The organism is Daejeonella sp. (genome assembly GCF_017495225.1).
Lineage (GTDB): Bacteria > Bacteroidota > Bacteroidia > Sphingobacteriales > Sphingobacteriaceae > Daejeonella.
Genome location: NZ_JAFEIG010000005.1, coordinates 115,159 through 136,717, shown reverse-complemented (window position 1 = coordinate 136,717; position 21,559 = coordinate 115,159). Strand labels below are relative to the sequence as shown.

16 protein-coding genes are annotated in these 21,559 nt (G+C 36.5%); 7 read left to right on the top strand and 9 right to left on the bottom strand.

Translation table 11 applies throughout. From position 1 onward, the window contains the following. Positions 1 to 138 precede the first annotated feature (138 nt). Genes QZ136_RS02650 through lpxK form a run of 3 tightly spaced genes read right to left on the bottom strand, consistent with a single transcriptional unit; the run spans position 139 to position 3,993 of the window. Positions 139 to 2,142, bottom strand: coding sequence for a putative porin (locus tag QZ136_RS02650; protein ID WP_291400032.1), 2,004 nt, complete (start codon positions 2,140 to 2,142; stop codon positions 139 to 141). Further along, positions 2,139 to 2,957 (bottom strand): purine-nucleoside phosphorylase, encoded by an 819-nt coding sequence (locus tag QZ136_RS02645; RefSeq protein WP_291400029.1) that lies wholly within the window; start codon positions 2,955 to 2,957, stop codon positions 2,139 to 2,141. Before QZ136_RS02645 ends, QZ136_RS02650 begins: the two co-directional genes overlap by 4 nt. Continuing rightward, the gene (lpxK, locus tag QZ136_RS02640) at positions 2,920 to 3,993 is read right to left on the bottom strand and encodes a tetraacyldisaccharide 4'-kinase (RefSeq protein WP_291400028.1); all 1,074 of its coding nucleotides are present in this window, start codon (positions 3,991 to 3,993) and stop codon (positions 2,920 to 2,922) included. Before lpxK ends, QZ136_RS02645 begins: the two co-directional genes overlap by 38 nt. A 78-nt stretch (positions 3,994 to 4,071) precedes the next feature. Here lpxK and QZ136_RS02635 point away from each other — a divergent pair, with 78 nt between their 5' ends. Next, positions 4,072 to 4,989 carry a serine hydrolase gene (locus QZ136_RS02635; RefSeq protein WP_291400025.1) on the top strand — a complete coding sequence of 306 codons (918 nt, stop codon included), beginning with the start codon at positions 4,072 to 4,074 and terminating at the stop codon, positions 4,987 to 4,989. Positions 4,990 to 5,153: 164 nt separating this feature from the next. Next, positions 5,154 to 6,788, top strand: coding sequence for an L-glutamate gamma-semialdehyde dehydrogenase (gene pruA, locus QZ136_RS02630; protein WP_291400024.1), 1,635 nt, complete (start codon positions 5,154 to 5,156; stop codon positions 6,786 to 6,788). A 556-nt stretch (positions 6,789 to 7,344) separates the two neighbouring features. Here pruA and can read toward each other — a convergent pair. From can to QZ136_RS02610, 4 genes are all read right to left on the bottom strand, one after another. Continuing rightward, the gene (gene can, locus QZ136_RS02625) at positions 7,345 to 8,016 is read right to left on the bottom strand and encodes a carbonate dehydratase (RefSeq protein WP_291400069.1); all 672 of its coding nucleotides are present in this window, start codon (positions 8,014 to 8,016) and stop codon (positions 7,345 to 7,347) included. A 40-nt stretch (positions 8,017 to 8,056) separates the two neighbouring features. After that, on the bottom strand, positions 8,057 to 9,664 hold the full coding sequence (locus QZ136_RS02620; protein WP_291400022.1) for a SulP family inorganic anion transporter: 1,608 nt from the start codon (positions 9,662 to 9,664) through the stop codon (positions 8,057 to 8,059). Positions 9,665 to 9,825: 161 nt separating this feature from the next. After that, a complete protein-coding gene (locus tag QZ136_RS02615) occupies positions 9,826 to 10,161 on the bottom strand; it encodes a hypothetical protein (RefSeq protein ID WP_291400020.1) in 336 nt (111 codons plus the stop codon). A 126-nt stretch (positions 10,162 to 10,287) separates the two neighbouring features. Further along, positions 10,288 to 11,481: a porin gene (locus QZ136_RS02610; RefSeq protein ID WP_291400018.1), complete on the bottom strand. Its 1,194-nt coding sequence runs from the start codon at positions 11,479 to 11,481 to the stop codon at positions 10,288 to 10,290. A gap of 196 nt (positions 11,482 to 11,677) precedes the next feature. Between QZ136_RS02610 and QZ136_RS02605 the strand changes: the two genes are divergently transcribed. From QZ136_RS02605 to QZ136_RS02585, 5 genes are all read left to right on the top strand, one after another. Beyond that, positions 11,678 to 13,219 carry an acyl-CoA carboxylase subunit beta gene (locus QZ136_RS02605; RefSeq protein WP_291400016.1) on the top strand — a complete coding sequence of 514 codons (1,542 nt, stop codon included), beginning with the start codon at positions 11,678 to 11,680 and terminating at the stop codon, positions 13,217 to 13,219. 8 nt (positions 13,220 to 13,227) lie between these two features. Further along, the gene (locus tag QZ136_RS02600; RefSeq protein ID WP_291400014.1) at positions 13,228 to 13,644 is read left to right on the top strand and encodes a GNAT family N-acetyltransferase; all 417 of its coding nucleotides are present in this window, start codon (positions 13,228 to 13,230) and stop codon (positions 13,642 to 13,644) included. 4 nt (positions 13,645 to 13,648) lie between these two features. Then, complete coding sequence (locus tag QZ136_RS02595) at positions 13,649 to 14,755, top strand: M42 family metallopeptidase (protein ID WP_291400013.1); 1,107 nt, start codon at positions 13,649 to 13,651, stop codon at positions 14,753 to 14,755. Between the two features lie 139 nt (positions 14,756 to 14,894). After that, the gene (locus tag QZ136_RS02590) at positions 14,895 to 17,327 is read left to right on the top strand and encodes a prolyl oligopeptidase family serine peptidase (RefSeq protein ID WP_291400011.1); all 2,433 of its coding nucleotides are present in this window, start codon (positions 14,895 to 14,897) and stop codon (positions 17,325 to 17,327) included. A 263-nt stretch (positions 17,328 to 17,590) separates the two neighbouring features. Continuing rightward, positions 17,591 to 18,502, top strand: a complete 912-nt coding sequence (locus QZ136_RS02585) for a sugar phosphate nucleotidyltransferase (protein WP_291400009.1) — start codon at positions 17,591 to 17,593, stop codon at positions 18,500 to 18,502. A gap of 156 nt (positions 18,503 to 18,658) precedes the next feature. Here the strand turns inward: QZ136_RS02585 and dnaK are convergent, their stop codons facing one another. Together dnaK and rplQ are read right to left on the bottom strand one after the other, a co-directional pair. Continuing rightward, positions 18,659 to 20,569, bottom strand: coding sequence for a molecular chaperone DnaK (gene dnaK, locus QZ136_RS02580; protein ID WP_291400007.1), 1,911 nt, complete (start codon positions 20,567 to 20,569; stop codon positions 18,659 to 18,661). A 307-nt stretch (positions 20,570 to 20,876) separates the two neighbouring features. Continuing rightward, positions 20,877 to 21,488 (bottom strand): 50S ribosomal protein L17, encoded by a 612-nt coding sequence (rplQ, locus tag QZ136_RS02575; RefSeq protein WP_291400005.1) that lies wholly within the window; start codon positions 21,486 to 21,488, stop codon positions 20,877 to 20,879. Between the last annotated feature and the right edge of the window lie 71 nt (positions 21,489 to 21,559).

The following is a 21,559-nucleotide window of genomic DNA, read 5'->3' as shown; positions in this document are numbered from 1 at the left end:
GTAAACTTTGTAAGATTACCGGTGGCTGAGGTTCTCGAAGCAAGGTTCTCGAAGCCAATAAAATTAAAAAAGATTAAATTATTTTGTTGCTAAATTTTGTCCTTAGTCCTTGCTCTTTGTTCCTTGCTCCTTATCCCCTTAATTATAAAATTTCCAACTAACGCCAAATTTCAATAATTTATCTTGCATAGGATATCCCCTAACGGTATAATATCCCCTAGATAACATACCTTGATTCACATAGTCGTACTTCAAAAACAAATTTGCACGCTTAAGAGTAGCACGAATAAAAAGATCTACTACGGGATAGGTTGAATATTCTAAGGCTGCATTGTCATTATAAAACTGTCCCACATTAATTGCATAAGCAGGTGCCTTAAATGGTGTGTTAAAGCGTAGATCAAAGCCAATATTTGTGGTTAATACCTTAAAAAATTTAGTTGCGTAAAAAAAGCTATTGTAAGAATAAATCTCTGGAGTTCGTAAAATATCCTGAAAATCAGTCTTTTGATACACTAGATAATTATTAAGATTAAACCTTCCCATTTTAAAGTCTTTGGCAAGAGTGATCTTAATCAAATTAATATTAGTTCCACTTTGCTCTGGTGATATTTGCTTAGCACTAGATGTTTCTTTAAAGTATAAATAGTTATTTACAAAGAAATATTCAGCTTTGGCAATAAATTTATATTTAGGATTTTCGTACAGGAAAGAAAGGTTAGTGATTTTTGAACGATCAAAGTTTCTATCCCAACTATGATACTGATAATTAACACGTTCAAACATTTGTTCGGGCGACTTATTTTGCAGGTAGGCCCCTAAAATTATCCTTCCAACAGATTTACTTAACAAGAAACTAGAATTAGCTTCATATAAAAAATCTCCAGCATGTTTACCTTGCGCTACCTGATTTAAATCTGCTTCTAAAATCACCTTATCACTAAAACGGTAAGCGAGAGCAGCCTTCAGACTGGTATTCGTGAAATTTTCTTTGTAAGCAAGCTGCTCATAACGATAAATATCGTTTTGAAGTCCTAGGTCCAATTTCAACTCATTTTTAATAAAGCTCAATGCCCTTCCCCTAAGGTAAAAACTATAGTTAAACTCATTTCTAAGGTTCGAGACTTTGGTAGAATCATTGGTTTCAGTAAATGATTGGGAAGGCAAGGTTGGGAATGCTCCATAAACATCTTCCTCATTTCGGTAAAATTTGTAGCGATCTTTGGAATAGGTCAGAGCATGAGAAAAGCGCTGCGTAGGCAATATTTTAGCAGAAGCTTCTGTATCAGGAATGCTATCCATCCTACCGATATAATAAAATTGTTTAAAGAAAAATTGGGTTTGACGCCATGTTTGCATCGGCCGATTCGCCCCAAGTGCCTTTAAACGAACAGGAACCGCTATTTTATCAATTGGATCATCCCTAAATAAAGAATCATTCGTAGTTGAGCCATTTTCGCCAGCTTTGATGGTATTAAAAATAACATCACTTACAATATTATACCTTTTATTTGGCGATTCATACCAAGCAAATAAAGCCGCATTGAGATGGTCGGCCTTTTGATTGACATAAAACCCCTCAGCAGTTAAACGATTATACATAGCACCTACATTTAAATTAGGCTTCACATTTTGTGTATGAATAACTTTAAATGTTTGTTCTTGAATTCTGCCATTTACATAATAAAGTTCTGTGAACGGTGTTTTTGCTCTAAAAAATTTAATAGAATCCTGAGTAAGTTTATAGGCATCAAGAGAATGGAATCCGGCATCAAAACCAATTACTTTGCTCGGATTAAAAAGCATTTCTCGGTAGGCAATACCAGCACTTCCCAAACCAATAGTGGGCTTATCAAACTTGTAAATGGGACTATAATTTTGAAAGTTATTTACCGTAGTATCTATTGGGCGGGTTTGAGTACCTTCTTTTAAAATCTTAAGATTGGTGTACCTAATATATTTAGAAGTATAAATAATTGAGTCTTGTTGCATTTCCTCACTGTTTTGAGCACCACTTCCACCACCTCTGTTCATTACAGAACCTATACCTTCACCCCCAGCACGGATTGTCCTTTGCGCAAAACCCTCATTAACAATGAGATAATTCAGTAAAAAAAATATAAAAATTAAGCGTTTAATCATTCCATTTCGAGAATAAGATCTTTTAAAATCTTGGTCATTTTCGGTTCTGCCTCTTGTGCTGTTTTAATTATTTCATCCAATGACACTACTGTTAATGTTTCTGGAAAGCCTTCATCAGTAAGCACAGAAATAGCAAAAACAGGCAATGACATATGATTTGCAACAATTACCTCAGGTACTGTACTCATTCCCACGGCATCAGCACCAATATTTCGTAAAAAGCGATATTCTGCTCTAGTTTCGAGATTTGGACCATTTACTGAAACATAAACACCAGTATGGCAAGTAATATTATTTTTCTTGGCGATATCTAAAGCACGTACAATTAGCTCTTTATTGTATGGCTCACTCATATCCGGAAAACGGGGACCAAGATCATCATCATTTCGACCACGTAAAGGATTGTCTGTCTGCATATTAATATGATCTTCGATGATCATTAAATCACCCTTTTTAAATGCTGGATTTAATGCACCACTCGCATTTGAGACAAACAATTTTATAATTCCTAGCAGCTTCATTACCCGAACCGGAAAGGTTATTTGCTTCATGTCATAGCCTTCATAATAATGTAAACGCCCTTGCATAGCAACAACTTTCTTGCCGCCAAGAATTCCAAATATTAATTTCCCCGAATGAAACTCAAGGGTAGAAATAGGGAAGTTTGGGATATTAGAATACATTAATTGATGGTGTATTTCAATATCTTCTACAAGTCCTCCTAAACCGGTCCCTAAAATTATTCCAATTTCCGGCTCAAAACCATCAATTTTACGCTTAATATAGTCTACTGTCGACTGCAGATTCTGTTGCATAGTTTATAATTAAATTATTGAACGAAGTTTTTTCAGGCTCTTCAAAATCCGCCTCAATAGGTAGATAAAAGATAGGAATACCTTTAAGCTGTTCATTAAACTGTTTAGAGTTTAAACGTTGTGCATCCTTTTCAGTGGTAATAATTATGTTATTACCGGTTTCAAGCTGAACATATTCGCGTACAAGTTTAGCAATATTTTTATCAGTAAAATTATGATGATCAGAATACTCGTGATGAATTAGCTTAGATTCATAGCCCTCTAACATTTCTAGCAGAGGTTTCGGATTGGCTATGCCTGATAATAAAATAATGTTAAATGAACTATTTAAAGAGCTCAATGGCCTTGAAAGGTGCTCTTCATAAACAGATTTCAAATTACCATATTTTAAAAATGAAAAAAATAAAGCTTGATTAGGATTAAGATCTAATTTACCTGCTATCAGCTGCTTTTGCGATTCATCAATAGTTTTAGGACTTTTAGTGATCACCACAATATCGGCTCTTTTCTTTTGCGACATTGGCTCCCTCAAATTACCTGCTGGCAACAAAAACTGACTGGATTGGAAAGATGAAAATTCAAACAATAAAATACTTAATCCTGGCTTTACTGCGCGATGCTGGAATGCATCATCTAGAATTACAACGTCATTTTCCCATTCTATTTGTTCAATAGCGTCCACCCGTTTTTCACATACTACAACACTAATACCTTCAAATTTTTTCTTGATTTGTAGTGGTTCATCGCCAACCAAACTAACATCATCGCACTCATCAACAAAACGAAAACCACTTGTTTTCCTGCCATATCCCCTACTTACCATTGCTAAGGTGAAATCCCACTTTAGAAGATTAATGAGGTACTCAGTCATGGGACTTTTACCAGATCCCCCTACGGCAAGGTTTCCAACAGAAATTACGGGTATTTTAAATTTAATCGACTTAAATAATCCGAAATCATAAGCCAAATTCCGAAGCATGACCCCAAAACCATAAAGAATTGAGAATGGAAATAAGAGCAATCGGACTAGTTTCATTTATTAAAATTTTTACAAAAATACATATTTGATTTCAAGCTTATATTTATTGATGTTTGAATAATTAAATTAATCATCATGATAAGAAAGTCACTTAGCCTCCTGAGCATTATTTTTCTACTTGTTTTTAGTGCTTTTGCACAAACTAAAAACGACAAAAAACTAACATTAAAACTGCAAAAACTCGTCGAAGGTTTTAATGGCGATGTAGGAATATACGTCCAAAACTTAAAAACAGGTAAATTTGCAGAAATAAATGCCGATACAATTTTCCCCACTGCCAGCATGATTAAAGTCCCAATCATGATTGGAGTTTTCGATAAAATCGAGAAAAAAGAATTGAGCTATCATCAAAATCTAATCTATCGGGATAGCCTACTTTACGCCGGTGAAGACATTCTTGGTTCCTTTAAAGATGGTGAAAAGGTACAATTAAGCAAGGTTCAAATGCTTAGTATCACCACAAGCGACAATACAGGAAGTCTTTGGTTACAAAAACTGGTTGGCGGGGCAAATATCAATAAATGGCTTTCCGACAATGGCTTTGAAAATATTCGCATCAACTCAAGAACTCCAGGAAGAGAAGCTTTTCAAAAACGTTATGGCTGGGGACAAACGAGTCCGAAAGAAATGGCTCTTCTCATAAAAAAAATCCGAGATGGGCTGGCAATTAGTCCCGCAGCAAGCGAACGCATGTACAGAAATTTGATTCGCATTTATTGGGATGGAGAGGCACTTTCACAAATTCCACCTTATGTTCAGGCCGCATCTAAGCAAGGTGCAGTAAATCGTTCTCGCTCAGAAGTAGTACTTGTGAATGCCTCTCATGGCGATTATGTGTTCTGTATTGCTACTAAGAATCAGAAAGATGAAAGCTGGACTACAGACAATGAAGGTTATCAACTCATTCGTAAGCTCTCAAAATTATTGTGGAATTATTATGAACCACAATCAGATTGGGAACCTGCAAAAGGCTTAGAAATTTACGATAATTAATTTAAAATAAAAATAATATCTAAAATATTAAATAATATTCATTTTTAGAAAACAAAATAAATTGATGCTTTTATAAAATCAGCTTGTTTTCGTTATATTTTGGCTTATTTCAGCCTAACATTTCGATCAAAGCCTTATCTTTGCACTAACTAAGAATACCAATTATGCTAAAAGGATTTTTCAACGTACCTCAGCCTGTTAATGAGACAATTTTAAATTATGGACCAGGAAGTAAAGAAAGAGCTTTATTAAAAGAAGCACTTGCTGATGCCCGTTCTAAGACAATCGACATACCCATGTATATCGATGGTAAAGAGATTAGAACTGATAAAAAAGTCAATATTTACCCACCCCACGATCACCAGCATTTGTTGGGTACTTATAGTCAGGGGACCAAAGAACACGTTTCTGAAGCTATAAATGCAGCTTTAAAGGCGAAGAGTGCTTGGGAAAATTTAGCTTGGGAGCAGCGTGCTGCTATTTTCTTAAAAGCTGCTGATTTAATCGCAGGTCCTTATCGTTATAAACTGAATGCAGCTACCATGTTGGGGCAGTCGAAAAATGCTTTTCAAGCAGAAATTGATGCAGCATGTGAGCTGATTGATTTCTTGCGTTTCAATGTGAAATACATGACTGAAATATACCAGCAACAACCTCCGGTATCACCACGAGGAAGCTGGAACAGATTGGAACAAAGAGCACTTGAAGGCTTTGTATTTGCTTTAACCCCATTTAACTTTACTGCAATTGCAGGTAATTTACCTACTTCAGCGGCTATGATGGGTAATGTTGTGGTTTGGAAACCGTCAAATACTCAAATTTATTCGGCAAATGTTTTAATGGAAATTTTCCGTGAAGCAGGTTTACCAGATGGCGTTATCAACCTAGTTTATGTTTCAGGTCCTGATGCAGGTGAGGTTATTTTCAATCACCCCGACTTTGCTGGAATTCATTTTACAGGTTCTACATCAGTTTTCCAAGATATTTGGAAGACCATTGGTAATAATATTCATAAGTACAAAACATATCCACGCATTGTTGGAGAAACTGGAGGTAAAGACTTTATTTTAGTCCACGGCTCAGCTGATGTTGAAGCTTCAAGCACTGCCATTTTACGTGGTGCATTCGAATATCAGGGACAAAAATGTTCTGCCGCATCGAGAGTGTACATTGCAGCATCCGTTTGGCCTGCAATCAAACAATTATTACTTCGTGATCTTGCTACCCTTAAAATGGGGCCTACTGAAGATTTCGGTAATTTTGTAAATGCAGTAATTGATGAAAAATCCTTTGATAAGCTTAGCGGATTTATAGATCGTGCAAAAAGCGATAAAAACGTTGAAATTCTTTCTGGTGGTAATTATGATAAATCAAAAGGATACTTTATTGAACCAACAATCATACTCACAAAAGATCCAAATTATGTAACCATGTGTGAAGAATTGTTCGGTCCGGTACTAACAATTTTTGTTTACGAGGATAAAGATTTCGAAAAAACACTCGAAATTATAGACAATACCTCTATTTACGCCTTAACTGGGGCGGTTTTAGCACAAGATCGTTACGCTCTAGCAACTGCTACACAAGCCTTGAGAAATTCGGCTGGAAACTTTTACATCAATGATAAATGTACTGGTGCAGTTGTTGGTCAGCAGCCATTTGGAGGAGCTAGAGGTTCAGGAACCAATGACAAGGCGGGCTCCATGATTAATCTGTTAAGATGGGTTTCACCTAGAACAATTAAGGAAACTTTTGACCCACCGAAAGATTATAGATATCCGTTTTTGGAGAAAGAGTAAGGGAGGGCGTCAGTTAACCGTTGTCAGTTGTCAGACAAGCGACATCTGGAAGATTGGTTGACAGTTAACCGTTGTCAGTTGTCAGACAAGCGACATCTGGAAGATTAGTTGACAGTTAACCGTTGTCAGTTGTCAGACAAGCGACATCTGAGAACGCTATTGTTAGTTTAACCAATGGGAATAAAAAACTTTGTTCACGCCAGCCTGATAACTGATAACAGACAACTGATAACAGATAACTGTCAACTAATATTGTCTGAACTGTGATTTTTTTTGATTGATGTGATTGCAGAGAGGCTTGTTGCAAACAAAATTAAAGGCTTCGAGTACCTGGCTTCGAGTACCTGGCTTCGAGTACCTCAGCCACCGGGTAGCTGATGTCGCATGTATAACCATCTAAAACTAACCACCTAACCAACTATACCCCTGGCTTCGAGAACCTCAGCCACCGATAACTAATGTCGCCAGCCTGATAACTGTCAACTGATAACTGATAACCGAAAACTGATAACTGACAAAAAAAAGAGCTAAATCTCACGATTTAGCTCTTTTTTCTTTAGCTCACTTTCGATTCGTCGAGCTTAAATATTTCCCCAAGATTTTGACTTGATTTTGCCGTTACTTGTAAATCCTTTACTAGTCCGGATTTCAAATCAATCACCCAACCATGGATCTCTAAATCTTCACGTTCGCGCCAAGCGTTTTGAACAATTGTAGTTTTACATAAATTATAAACCTGTTCAATTACATTCAATTCAACTAAGCGATTAACCTTCAAAGTATCATCCATAATTCGGTCGAGTTCATTGCTATGCAAGCGATAAACATCTTTTATATGACGAAGCCAATTATCGATCAAGCCAAATTGTTTATTACTTAGAGCTGCTGCAATACCTCCACAGCCATAATGCCCCGAAACAATTACATGCTTCACCTTCAACACATTAACTGCATAATCTAATACACTCAGCATATTCATATCTGAGTGAACACAAACATTGGCAATATTACGGTGTACAAACACCTGACCAGGTTTAGTATTGGTTACCTCATTTGCCGGCACCCTACTGTCTGAACATCCTATCCAAAGTACATCAGGTTCCTGCCCTGCAGCCAATTTATTAAAATAATCAGGATCCTTTTCTGTTTCCTTTTTTACCCAATCACGATTGCCTTGAAGTAATTCCTCATAAGCACGCTTTTGTTTTTCACTATTCTCTTCCGACATATTAGAAATGCTTGAATTATTTGTTTTTTTAGCTGTCATTTTAATTATTTTTTCCCGATTTATAAACCAATTCTTTTAACCTTGGGACTTCATAATTATCACGAATATTAACAATTTGCACAATAGTACCTTTAGAAAAGGCATTGTGTTTAAAATTATGAATAATTTCTAAAACATCACGATCAATGTACATCGAATCTGTTCCATCAATAATAATATCCGACTCTGAAGGTAAATTTGTTAAGGTGTATTGAATTGCCGCTTTATTTAGAAAGGATACTTCCTGAGCAAGCTTAATACGAATCACTTTTTTACCATCATTCTCTTCAAACTTGAAAAAATAAGGATTGCGTAAATTAGTCCTTAAAATATAAAACACCCCTACAAGCATACCAATAGCTACACCTTTGAGCAAATCAGTAAAAACAATGGCAATTACCGTAACTACAAAAGGAATAAATTGATCCTTTCCATTTCGCCACATTTTCTTAAACAAAGAAATATTTGCGAGTTTATATCCAGTTACCAAAAGAATAGCTGCCAAACATGCCAAAGGTATTTTATTCAATAAAAAAGGAATAAAAAGCAAGGATAAAAGCAACCAAAAACCATGATAAATAGCACTCATTTTGGTACGACCGCCCGAATTTACGTTCACTGATGATCTAACAATCACGGAGGTCATTGGTAAACCACCTAGCATGCCGCTAGTCATATTCCCAACACCCTGAGCCAATAACTCTCTATTTGTTGGCGAAACACGTTTTAGTGTGTCTATTTTATCTACTGCCTCTATACTCAAAAGAGTTTCAATACTCGCCACAATAGCAATGGTAAAGGCAACAGTCCACACCGCCTGATTACTTATTTGTGAAAAATCAGGAAATGAGAAAAGTCGGGTAAACTCAGAAAATGAATTTACTACTGGAATATTTACTAATTGAGCCTGACTTAATGCAAGACTCGAATTTTGAAACAAAATGGTTAGAATAATCCCTAAAGCAACAACAAGAACTGGCGCAGGTATTGCACTCATTTTTTTAATCTTCGGCCAATAAATCATGATAAAAAGTGATAAAACACTAATAATTACCGCACCATAACTAATCATATTTGAGGCGGCTGCAAGAGCAGTAAAGGTATTTTCATGATCTGCTTGGAAAAAACTCTCATCGCCTTCGAAGTCTGAATCAAAACCTACAGCATGAGGCAACTGCTTCAAAATCAATATAATACCTATTGCTGCAAGCATACCTTCAATAACCGATGAAGGAAAATAATTTGCAATAATTCCGGCTTTTAAAAACCCGAAGATAATTTGCAAAACCCCTGCAAGAACAACTGCCAATAAAAACGTTTCGTAAGATCCTAAAGAAGTAATAGCACCAAACACAATTACCGTTAAACCCGCTGCTGGTCCGCTAACACTTAATTGCGAACCACTAATAGCTGAAACAACAATACCACCAATAATGCCAGTTAAAACACCAGCAAAAAGTGGAGCACCTGATGCCAAGGCAATGCCCAAACATAAAGGCAAAGCAACTAGAAATACAACGATACTTGAAGGAAGATCCTTTTTTAAATTAGCGCTGTTAAAATACTTAGAAATATCAAAAAAGGTGTTTTCACTTGAGTTATTAGACATATTAAAATTTTGTTTGATTTGTTTATTTTAAAAAAATAGAATGGCATGCTTATGAAGGCAAGCCATTAAATCATAATCAAAGCATAAAAAAACAGTGAAGCTTGTTCAAACAAGCTCGTCTTTTTAACTTATGAAAATGTGGTGATTTGAAAGGCTAAGAATTAGCAGTTTGGTGGCGGACTAGGAATTCTAGGATAGAATACTTCAATGTTAAGGTCCTGTAAAGTAATATATTTTGTTGGAAACATTATTTGAAGTGGCTCATCAAAATTAAATTTATAAATACCACTTAAGAATTCGCCCTTGTTTAATGAATCTTTGGCTTGATCAGCCCCCTTTGAAGTATTTGTTTCAATCTCCAGCTGCATAATCACTGAATTCATGATTTTACTATCTAGGTGTACTGCAATTAGGGGTGCGATTGAGATTAGCATCTTCACAGAGAAGATGAATAAAAAAATAAAACTGAACAGTACTCTCGCTAATTCCTTCTTCATTTATAGATTCAATTTGAAGACCTCAAATTGATAATATTTGCAAAAATACGTTTTTTTTAGCTATTTAATGCCAAAAATCGGAAAAATCGGAAGCTGAAGTTCCTTTTTAAGGTTAAATTCCAAAAATTAAATACCCAATTCAAACTGAGTCAATACACCCCAGTGATTTCCCGTATGCGATAAAGCATAATTTCTATCAACAGCCATGTAATTCACATTTAACTGCAATTTAACCCGATGTTTATTGAAATATTTAGTTGATCCAAGCTCAAAAATATTCTTCTGAGATTCATAAGCAGCCAATTTAGCTGAAGGACTCAATCGGGAATAACGCATGGCAAGTTCCAAATTACTAGGGAAAACATAAGAAAACTGATGATTTATGCCATCACCAGTAAAAGCATATCTTAAACTACCTAAATCATTGTAAGTTAATGGATTACCAACATGCCTCTTTAAGTACTCGACTGAATATGCCCAGCCTTTGTATTTTCCAATCGCATCAAACATCCATGTAGCCATATCTACTGAACCATAAAGCTCTTTACCCAACTGACCACCTGAGCGATTTGTTTTTTTATTCATGCTATAACCTGCCGCTATTGAGATTTTTGGTTTAGGTTCACGTTCTAAATCGCCTTCCGAATAATCTCCATCACCAGTAAATGTACCCAAAGGCAATAACTCTACCCTCCCGGTATAGGCTAATCCATCATCTGTTGAATTAACACTTCTACCCTCTCCAGTTGAAATGGCACCTTTTAAGTGATAGTCCATTGCGCCAATTTTATCATGATAATATGCTTTTAATCCGAAATCACGATCAATTGTCATAGCTCCATTCACAATAGAACGATCAGCAAATTGCAATTGCCCCGATGAATTTACACGTTGCCTATTCCCAGGTAGCTTATTCTGACCGAAACCAATATAAAACTTAGGAGTAAAATGATAAAAGATAACCGCATCACGTACAATATTTGCAATCCCAGTATTATCTACATCCTGATCACCACGTGTAAACGCTAGTTGTACGCTATATGTTAATTTTGGATTCATGATAAATCCATCTACACGCATTCTCAATCGACGTACACGTGCATCGTATTCATTGAAATTTAAATTGGTTCCAGAAATTGTACTTGCTCCCAAGCGGTTTTGCATCCTGAAACGAAAATTTATATAAAAGGATGAATCAGCTGCCTTAAACTGAAGTCCCTTGAAGTTTGTAATCATTGCTCGCTCATCACGCTCTCTCTGACCAAAAACTTGTAATGAACCGAGCAAAAATCCCACAAAAATTATGAACCTAAAACTCATTTTATTGTTTTTTGAGCAAATTAAGAATATTAATCAAGAAGCCTTATAGAAATCTAGAGATTGTTCATCCAATTACCCTGCTATTCTTTCAATTTTCACGCCAATGTAAACAATGTAAAAGCAGTTGTAATTAGTCGGTCTTTAATCATTTTTTAGTAATTTCACATCTCAAACAAGGCAATAAAAACGACATATTTTGGACAATAAAATAGATGTTTTAAGACAGAAGCAAGAAGAAGCCCTTCAAGGTGGTGGGAAATCCAGAATTGATAATCAGCATCAAAAAGGGAAACTAACAGCAAGAGAGCGCCTTCACTTTTTGTTGGATGAGGGCTCATTTGAAGAAATTGGCATGTTGGTTATGCATCGTTCAACCGATTTTGGCATGGAGAAAGAGCGCTATCCTGGAGATGGGGTGGTAACTGGCTATGGCACTATTAATGGACGATTAGTCTATGTTTTTTCGCAAGATTTTACTGTTTTTGGAGGTTCACTTTCTGAAACACATGCCGAAAAAATCTGCAAAATCATGGATCTTGCCTTAAAAAATGGAGCTCCTGTGATCGGATTAAATGATTCTGGTGGTGCACGAATTCAAGAGGGTGTAGTTTCTTTGGGTGGCTATGCCGATATATTTTACAAAAACACCATGGCTTCGGGGGTAGTGCCACAACTTTCCGCAATTATGGGACCCTGTGCTGGTGGAGCGGTTTATTCTCCAGCCATCACAGATTTTGTGCTCATGGTCGAAAATACCTCCTACATGTTTGTCACAGGCCCCAATGTGGTGAAAACAGTAACCCACGAAATTGTAAGCTCCGAAGAACTTGGTGGTGCATCTACACACTCCACAAAATCGGGAGTTACTCATTTTGCTTGTAGCAATGAGATTGATGCCATAAATCACATTAAAAAATTACTCAGCTACATGCCTCAAAATTGTGAGGAAAGCACACCAGCATTAGCTTACGAGTCTTCTAATGAGGAAAGACTAAAATTGAACGATATCATTCCTGAGAACAATTCACAACCTTATGATATTCGTGAAGTAATTTCAGAAATTGTGGATGACGACTCTTTTTTAGAAGTCCACAAAGATTTCGCTGAAAATATTGTGGTAGGCTTCGCCCGACTTGCAGGAAGGAGCATCGGCGTTGTAGCTAATCAACCTGCATTTTTAGCAGGCGTGTTGGATATAAACTCTTCCATAAAAGGAGCACGCTTTGTCCGCTTTTGCGATAGCTTCAACATTCCTCTACTCGTTTTAGAAGATGTTCCTGGATTTTTACCTGGCACAGATCAAGAATGGAATGCCATCATAACCAATGGTGCAAAATTATTGTATGCCTTTTGCGAGGCTACTGTACCACGCATTACTGTAATTACCAGAAAGGCCTATGGTGGCGCTTACGATGTGATGAATTCAAAGCATATTGGTGCCGACATGAACTATGCTTGGCCAACAGCTGAAATTGCGGTGATGGGTGCTAAAGGTGCTGCAGAGATTATTTTCAAGAAAGATATCGCTGCAGCGGATGATCCAAATGCACGCTGGATTGAGAAAGAAAAGGAATACTCCGATATTTTTGCCAATCCATACAGAGCTGCCGAAAGAGGATTTATAGATGAGGTTATTGAGCCATCCCAAACTAGAAAAAAGCTAATTAAAGCCTTTAAAATGCTAGAAAATAAGGTGGTAAACAATCCTAGAAAAAAGCATGGTAATATTCCTCTTTAATTTTTGACATGGCGCATATCGAACAAATAAGTCAAGAATTAACCTGGCGCATACGCCGCGATGTTTTATACCCCGGACAGCCACTAGAAAAAATCAGACTCGCTGAGGATGATGATGGCACGCATTTGGGTTTATTTGATGATAATAAACTAATAAGTGTATTGTCCTATTTTAAAAGTGAGAATTCAATACAATTTCGAAAATTTGCTACTGTCGAAGCATTCCAAGGTAAAGGCTTTGGCAGCGAATTATTAAATTATTTACTTGAAATATGCGCCAATGAAGGTTTTGAGCGTATTTGGTGCAATGCACGAAAAAATGCATCAGCTTTTTATAGTAAATTTGGCTTTCGTGAAACTGAACATGATTTCCAAAAAGATGGTATCGATTTCGTGATTATGGAGAAAATATTAAAAAATAAATAAGAAAATGGCTAAAAATAAAGAGAAAAAGCATGTTCCGGTGGTTACTAAAAAATCATTGGCATTTTTTGAAAAATACATCAACAACGCCTCACCTACAGGATTTGAATGGGAAGGTCAGCGTTTATGGCTCGATTATATCAAACCTTATACCGATGAACATATGGTAGATAATTATGGCACTGCAGTGGCTGTAATTAATCCGAAAGCTAAATTTAAAGTAGTAATTGAAGCTCATGCCGATGAAATTTCTTGGTTTGTGAATTATATCACCAAAGACGGACTCATTTATGTGATAAGAAATGGTGGCTCTGATCACCAAATTGCTCCTTCAAAGCGTGTAAATATCCACACCGATAAAGGTATTGTTAAAGCTGTTTTTGGATGGCCTGCAATTCATACACGTAGTGGTGAGAAAGAAGAAGCGCCATCAATGAAGAATATTTTCCTTGATTGCGGTTGTACAAGCAGCGAAGAAGTTGAAAAACTAGGAATTCATGTAGGTTGTGTAATTACCTATGAGGATGAATTTATGGTACTAAATGATCGATACTATGTGGGAAGAGCATTAGATAATCGTGCTGGCGGATTTATGATTGCTGAAGTAGCACGTCTTTTATCAGAAAACAAGAAAAAACTACCTTTCGGACTATACATCGTTAATTCAGTGCAAGAAGAAATTGGTTTGAGAGGCGCTGAAATGATTGCCCACCGAATTAAACCAAATATTGCCATTGTAACAGATGTGACGCATGATACTCAAACACCAATGATTAGCAAAATCACTCAAGGTGATTTAGCTTGCGGTAAAGGTCCCGTAGTTTCTTATGCCCCAGCAGTGCAAACAAATTTGAACAGACTGCTCATAAAAGCTGCAGAGGCTAACAATATTCCTTTTCAGCGTCAGGCTTCTTCTAGATCAACTGGTACCGATACAGATGCTTTTGCCTATTCAAATGACGGGGTTGTTTCTGCATTGATTTCATTACCATTGCGTTACATGCACACAACCGTTGAAATGATTCATAAAGAAGATGTTGATAATGTTATCAGATTGATTTATGAATCGTTATTAACAATTAAAGTTGATCAAGATTTTAGATCAGTGAAATAATTAATACGTGTAAATTTTTAAAATTTTACACGTATTAACAAGATATTATAAATTATACAAATGGGTGTTACCTTGTAAGGTAGCGCCCTAATTTTTGTCAGATAAATTTTAAATTCTGTTTAATTTACCACAAAATAGCATGTTTAAACGCTCTATTCCATTCTTAATCTCAAGTTTAATCTGCACTACGTCAGTCCTAGCTCAAGAAAATAATTCGTATCAAAAGCCACCACAATCATTGATAAATTTATTGGAAGCACCTGCTAGTCAGGATGTTAAAATAAGCTCTGATGGAGAATGGATGCTATTATTAAAACCTTCCGGACTCCCGAGTATTGATGAACTTTCTCAAATGGAGTACGGACTTGCGGGATTACGAATTAATCCCATCACTAATGGGCCAAGTAGAGCAGCGTTTTACTCAGCAATTACACTAAAATCAACAAGTGATGCTACTGAATTTAATTTTAGCGGTTTGCCCGATGAACTCAAGCTTTCCAATTTAACATGGTCGCCAGATGAGACTAAAATTGCCTTTGCTCATACTTCTTCCAAAGGAATTGAATTATGGATTGCAGATTTAAAAACACAAGAAGCGAAACGATTGGGAGAAGATTATATCAACGGCATTTATGCGAAAAGTTTTATATGGCGACCAGATGGGAAGGCTATTTTAGCGCAATGTGTAATTAAAAATTCAAAAAAACTGATAGAAACAGAAAAAATTGCTTCGGGACCAATTATTCAGGAAAACACTGGAAAATCAAGCCCATCTAGAACCTATCAAGATCTCTTAAAAAATGCTGGTGATGAAAAAATGTTTGAGCATTTTCTAACATCACAACTGAAAATAATCAATTTAGAAGGTGAGAGTCTTAATTTCTTAGAGTCTCAAATCATCCGTTCAATGGATTATTCCCCTGATGGAGAATACCTGCTCCTAGCAGATATTAAGTCACCTTATTCCTATACAGTTCCAATTAGTCTGTTCGCTTATAGCACATCTATTTACGATAAAAAGGGGAAGCTAATAAAGAAACTATTTGATGCGCCCTCATCGGAAAATATCCCTGCCGGATTTGATGCAGTACCAAAAGGGCCGAGGGAGTTTGGATGGCGCACAGACAAGGCAGCAACATTATTTTGGGTAGAGGCCATGGATAATGGCAACCCAGCGCAACAGGCAAGCGTTCGAGATATAATTTATACCCAGAATGCACCATTTAACCAAAATCCATTAAAATTAGCGGAATGTTATTTCCGTTTTTATTCCATTAATTGGGGTGACGACAAATTGGCAATCCTTACCGAGCGATGGTGGAAAACAAGAGCAGAAAGAAGAGTTTTTATTAAACCTAGCGATGAGAATTTCAGGGTAAATCTATTCGACCGTTATTTTGAAGATGGCTATAAGGATCCCGGACAATTATTAAGCACGAAAAACGAGTACAATAGAAATGTATTATTGACTGAATTTAATCCGCTAAAACGAATTAGTGACCCCGATAATTTGGCAATTTTCAGCATAAGTGATGGTGCATCTCCAGAAGGTGAGCGGCCATTTATTTTGAAATTCAATATCAAAACGAAAGTCAGAGATACCATTTTCAGATCAGCAGCTCCATATTACGAACGTCCAATTTATTTTAATAATAGTAAATTCAGTATCAATAGTCGGGAAGCTGCAGATACCGTAAAAAACTATTACAGGTTAAACTTAAAAGATTCTAGTTATACCCAAATTACAAATTTCTCCAATCCATACCCTGAGCTTAAAGGAGTTCAGAAGAAGCAAATTTCATACACACGTTTAGATGGTATCAACTTGGGGGCAACACTTTATTTACCGGCAAACTTTAAGGTCGGCGACCAAGCCCTACCAGTTTTAATGTGGGCCTACCCCCGTGAATTTAAAACAATGGAAGCGGCCGGACAAGTAAAAGGCTCTCCATTTAAGTTTATGAGTTTAAGTCCCGGTTCACCCGTTTATTGGGTAAGCCGTGGTTATGCCATTTTAGACAATGCCGATATGCCTGTTATTGGGGAAAGTTTATCAGAGCCTAATGATACTTTTATCGAACAAATAAGGTATAATGCAGAAGCCGCCATTAATCATTTAGTAGAAATGGGTGTAGCAGATAGAAAACGTATTGCCATTGGAGGCCATTCTTATGGAGCATTCATGACAGCAAATTTATTAGCGCATACTGATCTTTTTGCGGCAGGCATCGCCAGAAGTGGAGCCTATAATCGTAGTCTAACCCCTTTCGGATTTCAATCGGAGGAGCGCACATTTTGGCAGGCACAATCAGTTTATAATAAAATGTCGCCTTTCAACTATGCTAATAAAATTAAGACCCCTTTATTGCTGATTCACGGACAAGCAGATAATAATTCAGGAACATTCCCAATCCAAAGTGAGCGACTTTATGCCGCTTTAAAAGGACATGGAGCAATTAGCCGATTGGTATTACTTCCATTTGAAGCACATTCATACCGAGCAAAAGAATCAATTTTACACAGCATGTGGGAGATGGACAATTGGCTTGAGAAATTTGTAAAAAATAAATAACGATAGGCTAAATTTAAATAAATAGAATATTTTTATTTTTAATATTAAATAAATTAATTTATTAGATATTTAATATTTTTAAAATAAATAAAAACAAAATCAGATTCAAATTGTATTAATTTGTGGAATTTGAATAGAAATTGGAACAAGAATTGCGGAATAGAGCTTGATTTTAAAGATAAAATCAAGAAAATATTTAAAATAAATATTAAACCATTAGAAATCCAGATAGAACAAAAATATTTAATTCAAAATAAGATATAATGAAACCAACTTTAGTAATCCTGGCAGCAGGAATGGCCAGCCGATATGGCAGTATGAAACAAACCGATGGATTTGGTCCTAATGGTGAAACAATCATCGAATATTCAATTTATGATGCTATAAAAGCAGGTTTTGGTAAAGTTATCTTTGTGATTAAAGAAGAATTTGCTGAAAACTTCAAGGGTATTTTTGAGCCAAAGCTAAATGGGAAAATTGAAACCGATTATGTATTTCAAACATTTGATTTAAAACCTTTCGGGATAGATATTGAGATTGAAAGAGCAAAACCTTGGGGCACAGCACATGCGGTATTAGCTGCACGCGATGCGGTAAAGGAGCCTTTTTGCGTAATTAATGCGGATGATTTTTATGGCCGTGAGTCTTATCAAAAAATGGCCGACTTCCTTACTAATGAGGTGAATGATCAAGAGTTCTCTATGATAGGTTATCAAATAGATAAAACACTTTCTGAGCATGGTTCAGTGTCTAGAGGAGTTTGTGAAGTAGATGGCGATGGTAATTTAACTGAAATTCAGGAGCGTACGAAAGTATTTTTCAAGGCTGGTACAGATGGGGAAAAGACTATTGTATTTGAGGAAAATGAAAAAGAATTCCCATTGAATGAGAATACACGTGTTTCTATGAATTTCTGGGGTTTTACGCCAAAAATATTTGATTATTCGGCCGACTTATTCAAAGAGTTTGCATTGGCGAATAAGGAAAATCCTAAATCAGAATTTTTCATTCCGCTGGTTGCTGAAAAACTCATAAAAAACAAACAGGCATCTTTCAAAGTAATTCCCACTCAAAACCAGTGGTTTGGCGTGACCTATTCTGAGGATAAGCCATTTGTGCAAGAAAATATCGATAAACTGGTTTCAGAAGGCGTTTACCCTTCTAAACTCTGGTAGATTTTTATAATAATAAAAGAAAGCCTCAGATTATTGAATGATAATCTGAGGCTTTTTTGTTGATCAATAATTAAAAGAAGGGTTTATTTTCTAATTAACCCAATAAAAAACCCCATTCTCCGAAAAGAATGGGGTTTTTATTTATCAATTTAAGACTTATTTCTTATCGTCTTCTTTTACTTCTTCAAAATCAACATCAGTAACTGTATCATCAGCTGCAGCTTGTTGACCTGCATCAGCAGCTCCTGTAGCCTGTCCGGCTTCCTGAGACGCTTTGTACATATCTTCTGAAGCAACGTTCCATGCAGCTTGAAGTGCTTCCTGAGCAGTCTCTATTGCAGCGAAATCTTTTGCAGCATGTGCATCTTTCAGTTTTTTCAAACCTTCTTCAATTGGAGCTTTCTTATCGTCGGCTAATTTATCGCCATACTCTTTTAATTGCTTTTCAGTAGAGAAAATCAGAGCATCTGCTGCGTTTAGTTTTTCAACCTCTTCGCGTGCTGCTTTATCTGCTTCAGCATTCGCTTCAGCTTCATCTTTCATCTTCTTGATTTCTTCATCTGTAAGTCCAGAAGAGGCCTCAATACGAATCTTTTGCTCTTTATTAGTTGCTTTATCTTTTGCTGCTACGTGTAGGATACCGTTTGCATCAATATCAAAAGTTACTTCAATCTGCGGAATACCACGTGGTGAAGGTGGAATACCATCTAAGTGGAAACGACCGATTGTTCTGTTTTGATTTGCCATTGGGCGCTCACCTTGCAAAATATGAATCTCTACAGATGGCTGATTATCAGAGGCTGTTGAGAACACTTCAGATTTCTTAGATGGAATAGTTGTATTGGCTTCAATTAGTTTAGTCATTACACCACCCATAGTTTCAATACCTAAAGAAAGTGGAGTAACGTCAAGTAATAATACATCTTTAACCTCACCGGTTAAAACACCACCTTGAATTGCAGCACCAATTGCCACAACTTCATCAGGGTTTACACCTTTTGAAGGCTCTTTACCAAAGAAAGCCTTTACAGCATCTTGGATAGCAGGAATACGAGTTGAACCACCAACTAAAATGATTTCATCGATATCAGAAGTGCTTAAACCAGCATTTTTCAATGCTTTTTTACAAGGCTCAATAGTTCGTTTGATTAAACTATCAGCTAATTGTTCAAATTTAGCACGGGTTAAAGTCTTTACTAAGTGCTTTGGCATCCCATCGCCAGCAGAGATATAAGGAAGGTTAATTTCTGTTTGAGCAGTACTAGACAACTCAATCTTAGCCTTTTCAGCAGCTTCTTTTAAACGCTGAAGTGCCATTGGATCTTTACGAAGATCTATGCCTTCATCGCTCTTAAACTCATCTGCCATCCAGTCGATAATTACAGCATCAAAGTCATCACCACCAAGGTGTGTATCACCATCAGTAGATTTTACTTCAAAAACGCCATCACCTAACTCAAGAACAGAAACATCATGCGTACCACCACCACAGTCGAACACTACAATTTTCATATCCTTGTGAGCTTTATCTAAACCGTAAGCAAGCGCTGCGGCTGTAGGCTCATTGATAATACGAGAAACTTTTAGTCCAGCAATTTCACCAGCCTCTTTTGTTGCTTGACGCTGAGCATCATTAAAATAGGCAGGAACAGTAATTACTGCTTCATTAACTTCATGACCTAAGAAATCTTCTGCAGTTTTCTTCATTTTCTGCAAAACCATGGCAGAAATCTCCTGAGGAGTATATAAACGATCATCTATTTTAACACGCGGAGTATTATTATCACCCTTAACCACTGTGTATGGAACACGAGCCATTTCGTTTGTAACCTCACCAAAGCTATTTCCCATGAAGCGCTTGATTGAAGAAATGGTTTTTGTTGGGTTGGTGATTGCCTGACGTTTTGCCGGATCTCCTACCTTACGCTCTCCATTATCAACAAAAGCAACAATTGAAGGGGTAGTTCTTTTACCTTCGCTGTTTGGAATAACTACAGGCTCATTACCCTCCATTACTGATACGCATGAATTTGTAGTTCCTAAGTCGATACCAATTATCTTTGCCATATTTTAATCCTTCTTAATTTAATATTATTACTAAAATCTAATTATCAAGCCTTGTGCCAATTAAGTCTTGACCATAAATGACAGTATTTTGCCTATTATTATAGCTATAAAGCTCTTTAGCAAAATGACAGGATGGCAGTAATGTATTTGATTGGGCTCTTATGTCCAGCAAAGAACATAAAACAAAAAGGCAGATAACGATTTACCTATTGAATTTCAAATAAGCCTAAGGCAAGATTTTATAAATAATATTAAAACAAAAAAGACCTGCTCAATGAGCAGGTCTTTTGAATAAAATTTAGAGAAATTATTCTCCTTTTTTCTCTTCTTCAGTAGAGTCTTCAGCTTGAGTTTCTTCAGCTGGAGCTTCTGCAGTAGCAGTTTCCTCAGCTGGAGTTTCCTCAGCTTGAACTTCTTCAACTACTTCAACTACTTCTTCTTTTTCTGCTTTTGGAGCAGCTTTAGCAGCTACAGCAGGAGTATCATCAGCTTTTTTAGCTTTTGAACCACGACGACGAGTTGATTTCTTTTCAGCAACTGCATCTCCAGAAGTGTAAATTTCGTTATAATCTACAAGTTCAATTAAAGCCATAGAAGCGTTATCACCTAAACGATTTCCCATTTTAATAATACGGGTATAACCACCTGGACGATTAGCAACTTTAGCAGCAACCTCGCGGAACAAAATAGTTACTACTTCTTTATTTTGTAAGTAACTGAATACTGTACGACGAGAGTGAGTAGTATCGTCTTTAGATTTTGTAATGATTGGTTCTACATACACACGTAAAGCTTTTGCTTTAGCAAGTGTAGTAGTGATGCGCTTGTGTAGGATAAGCGAAGAAGCCATGTTAGCAAGCATCGCTCGGCGATGGCTATCTGTACGACTTAAATGGTTTACTTTTTTACCGTGTCTCATTGTTTGTTTGATTGTGCACGTGCATACCGTCGATCAACCTTTCGGGATCGGGAATTATGCATTTCGCTTAT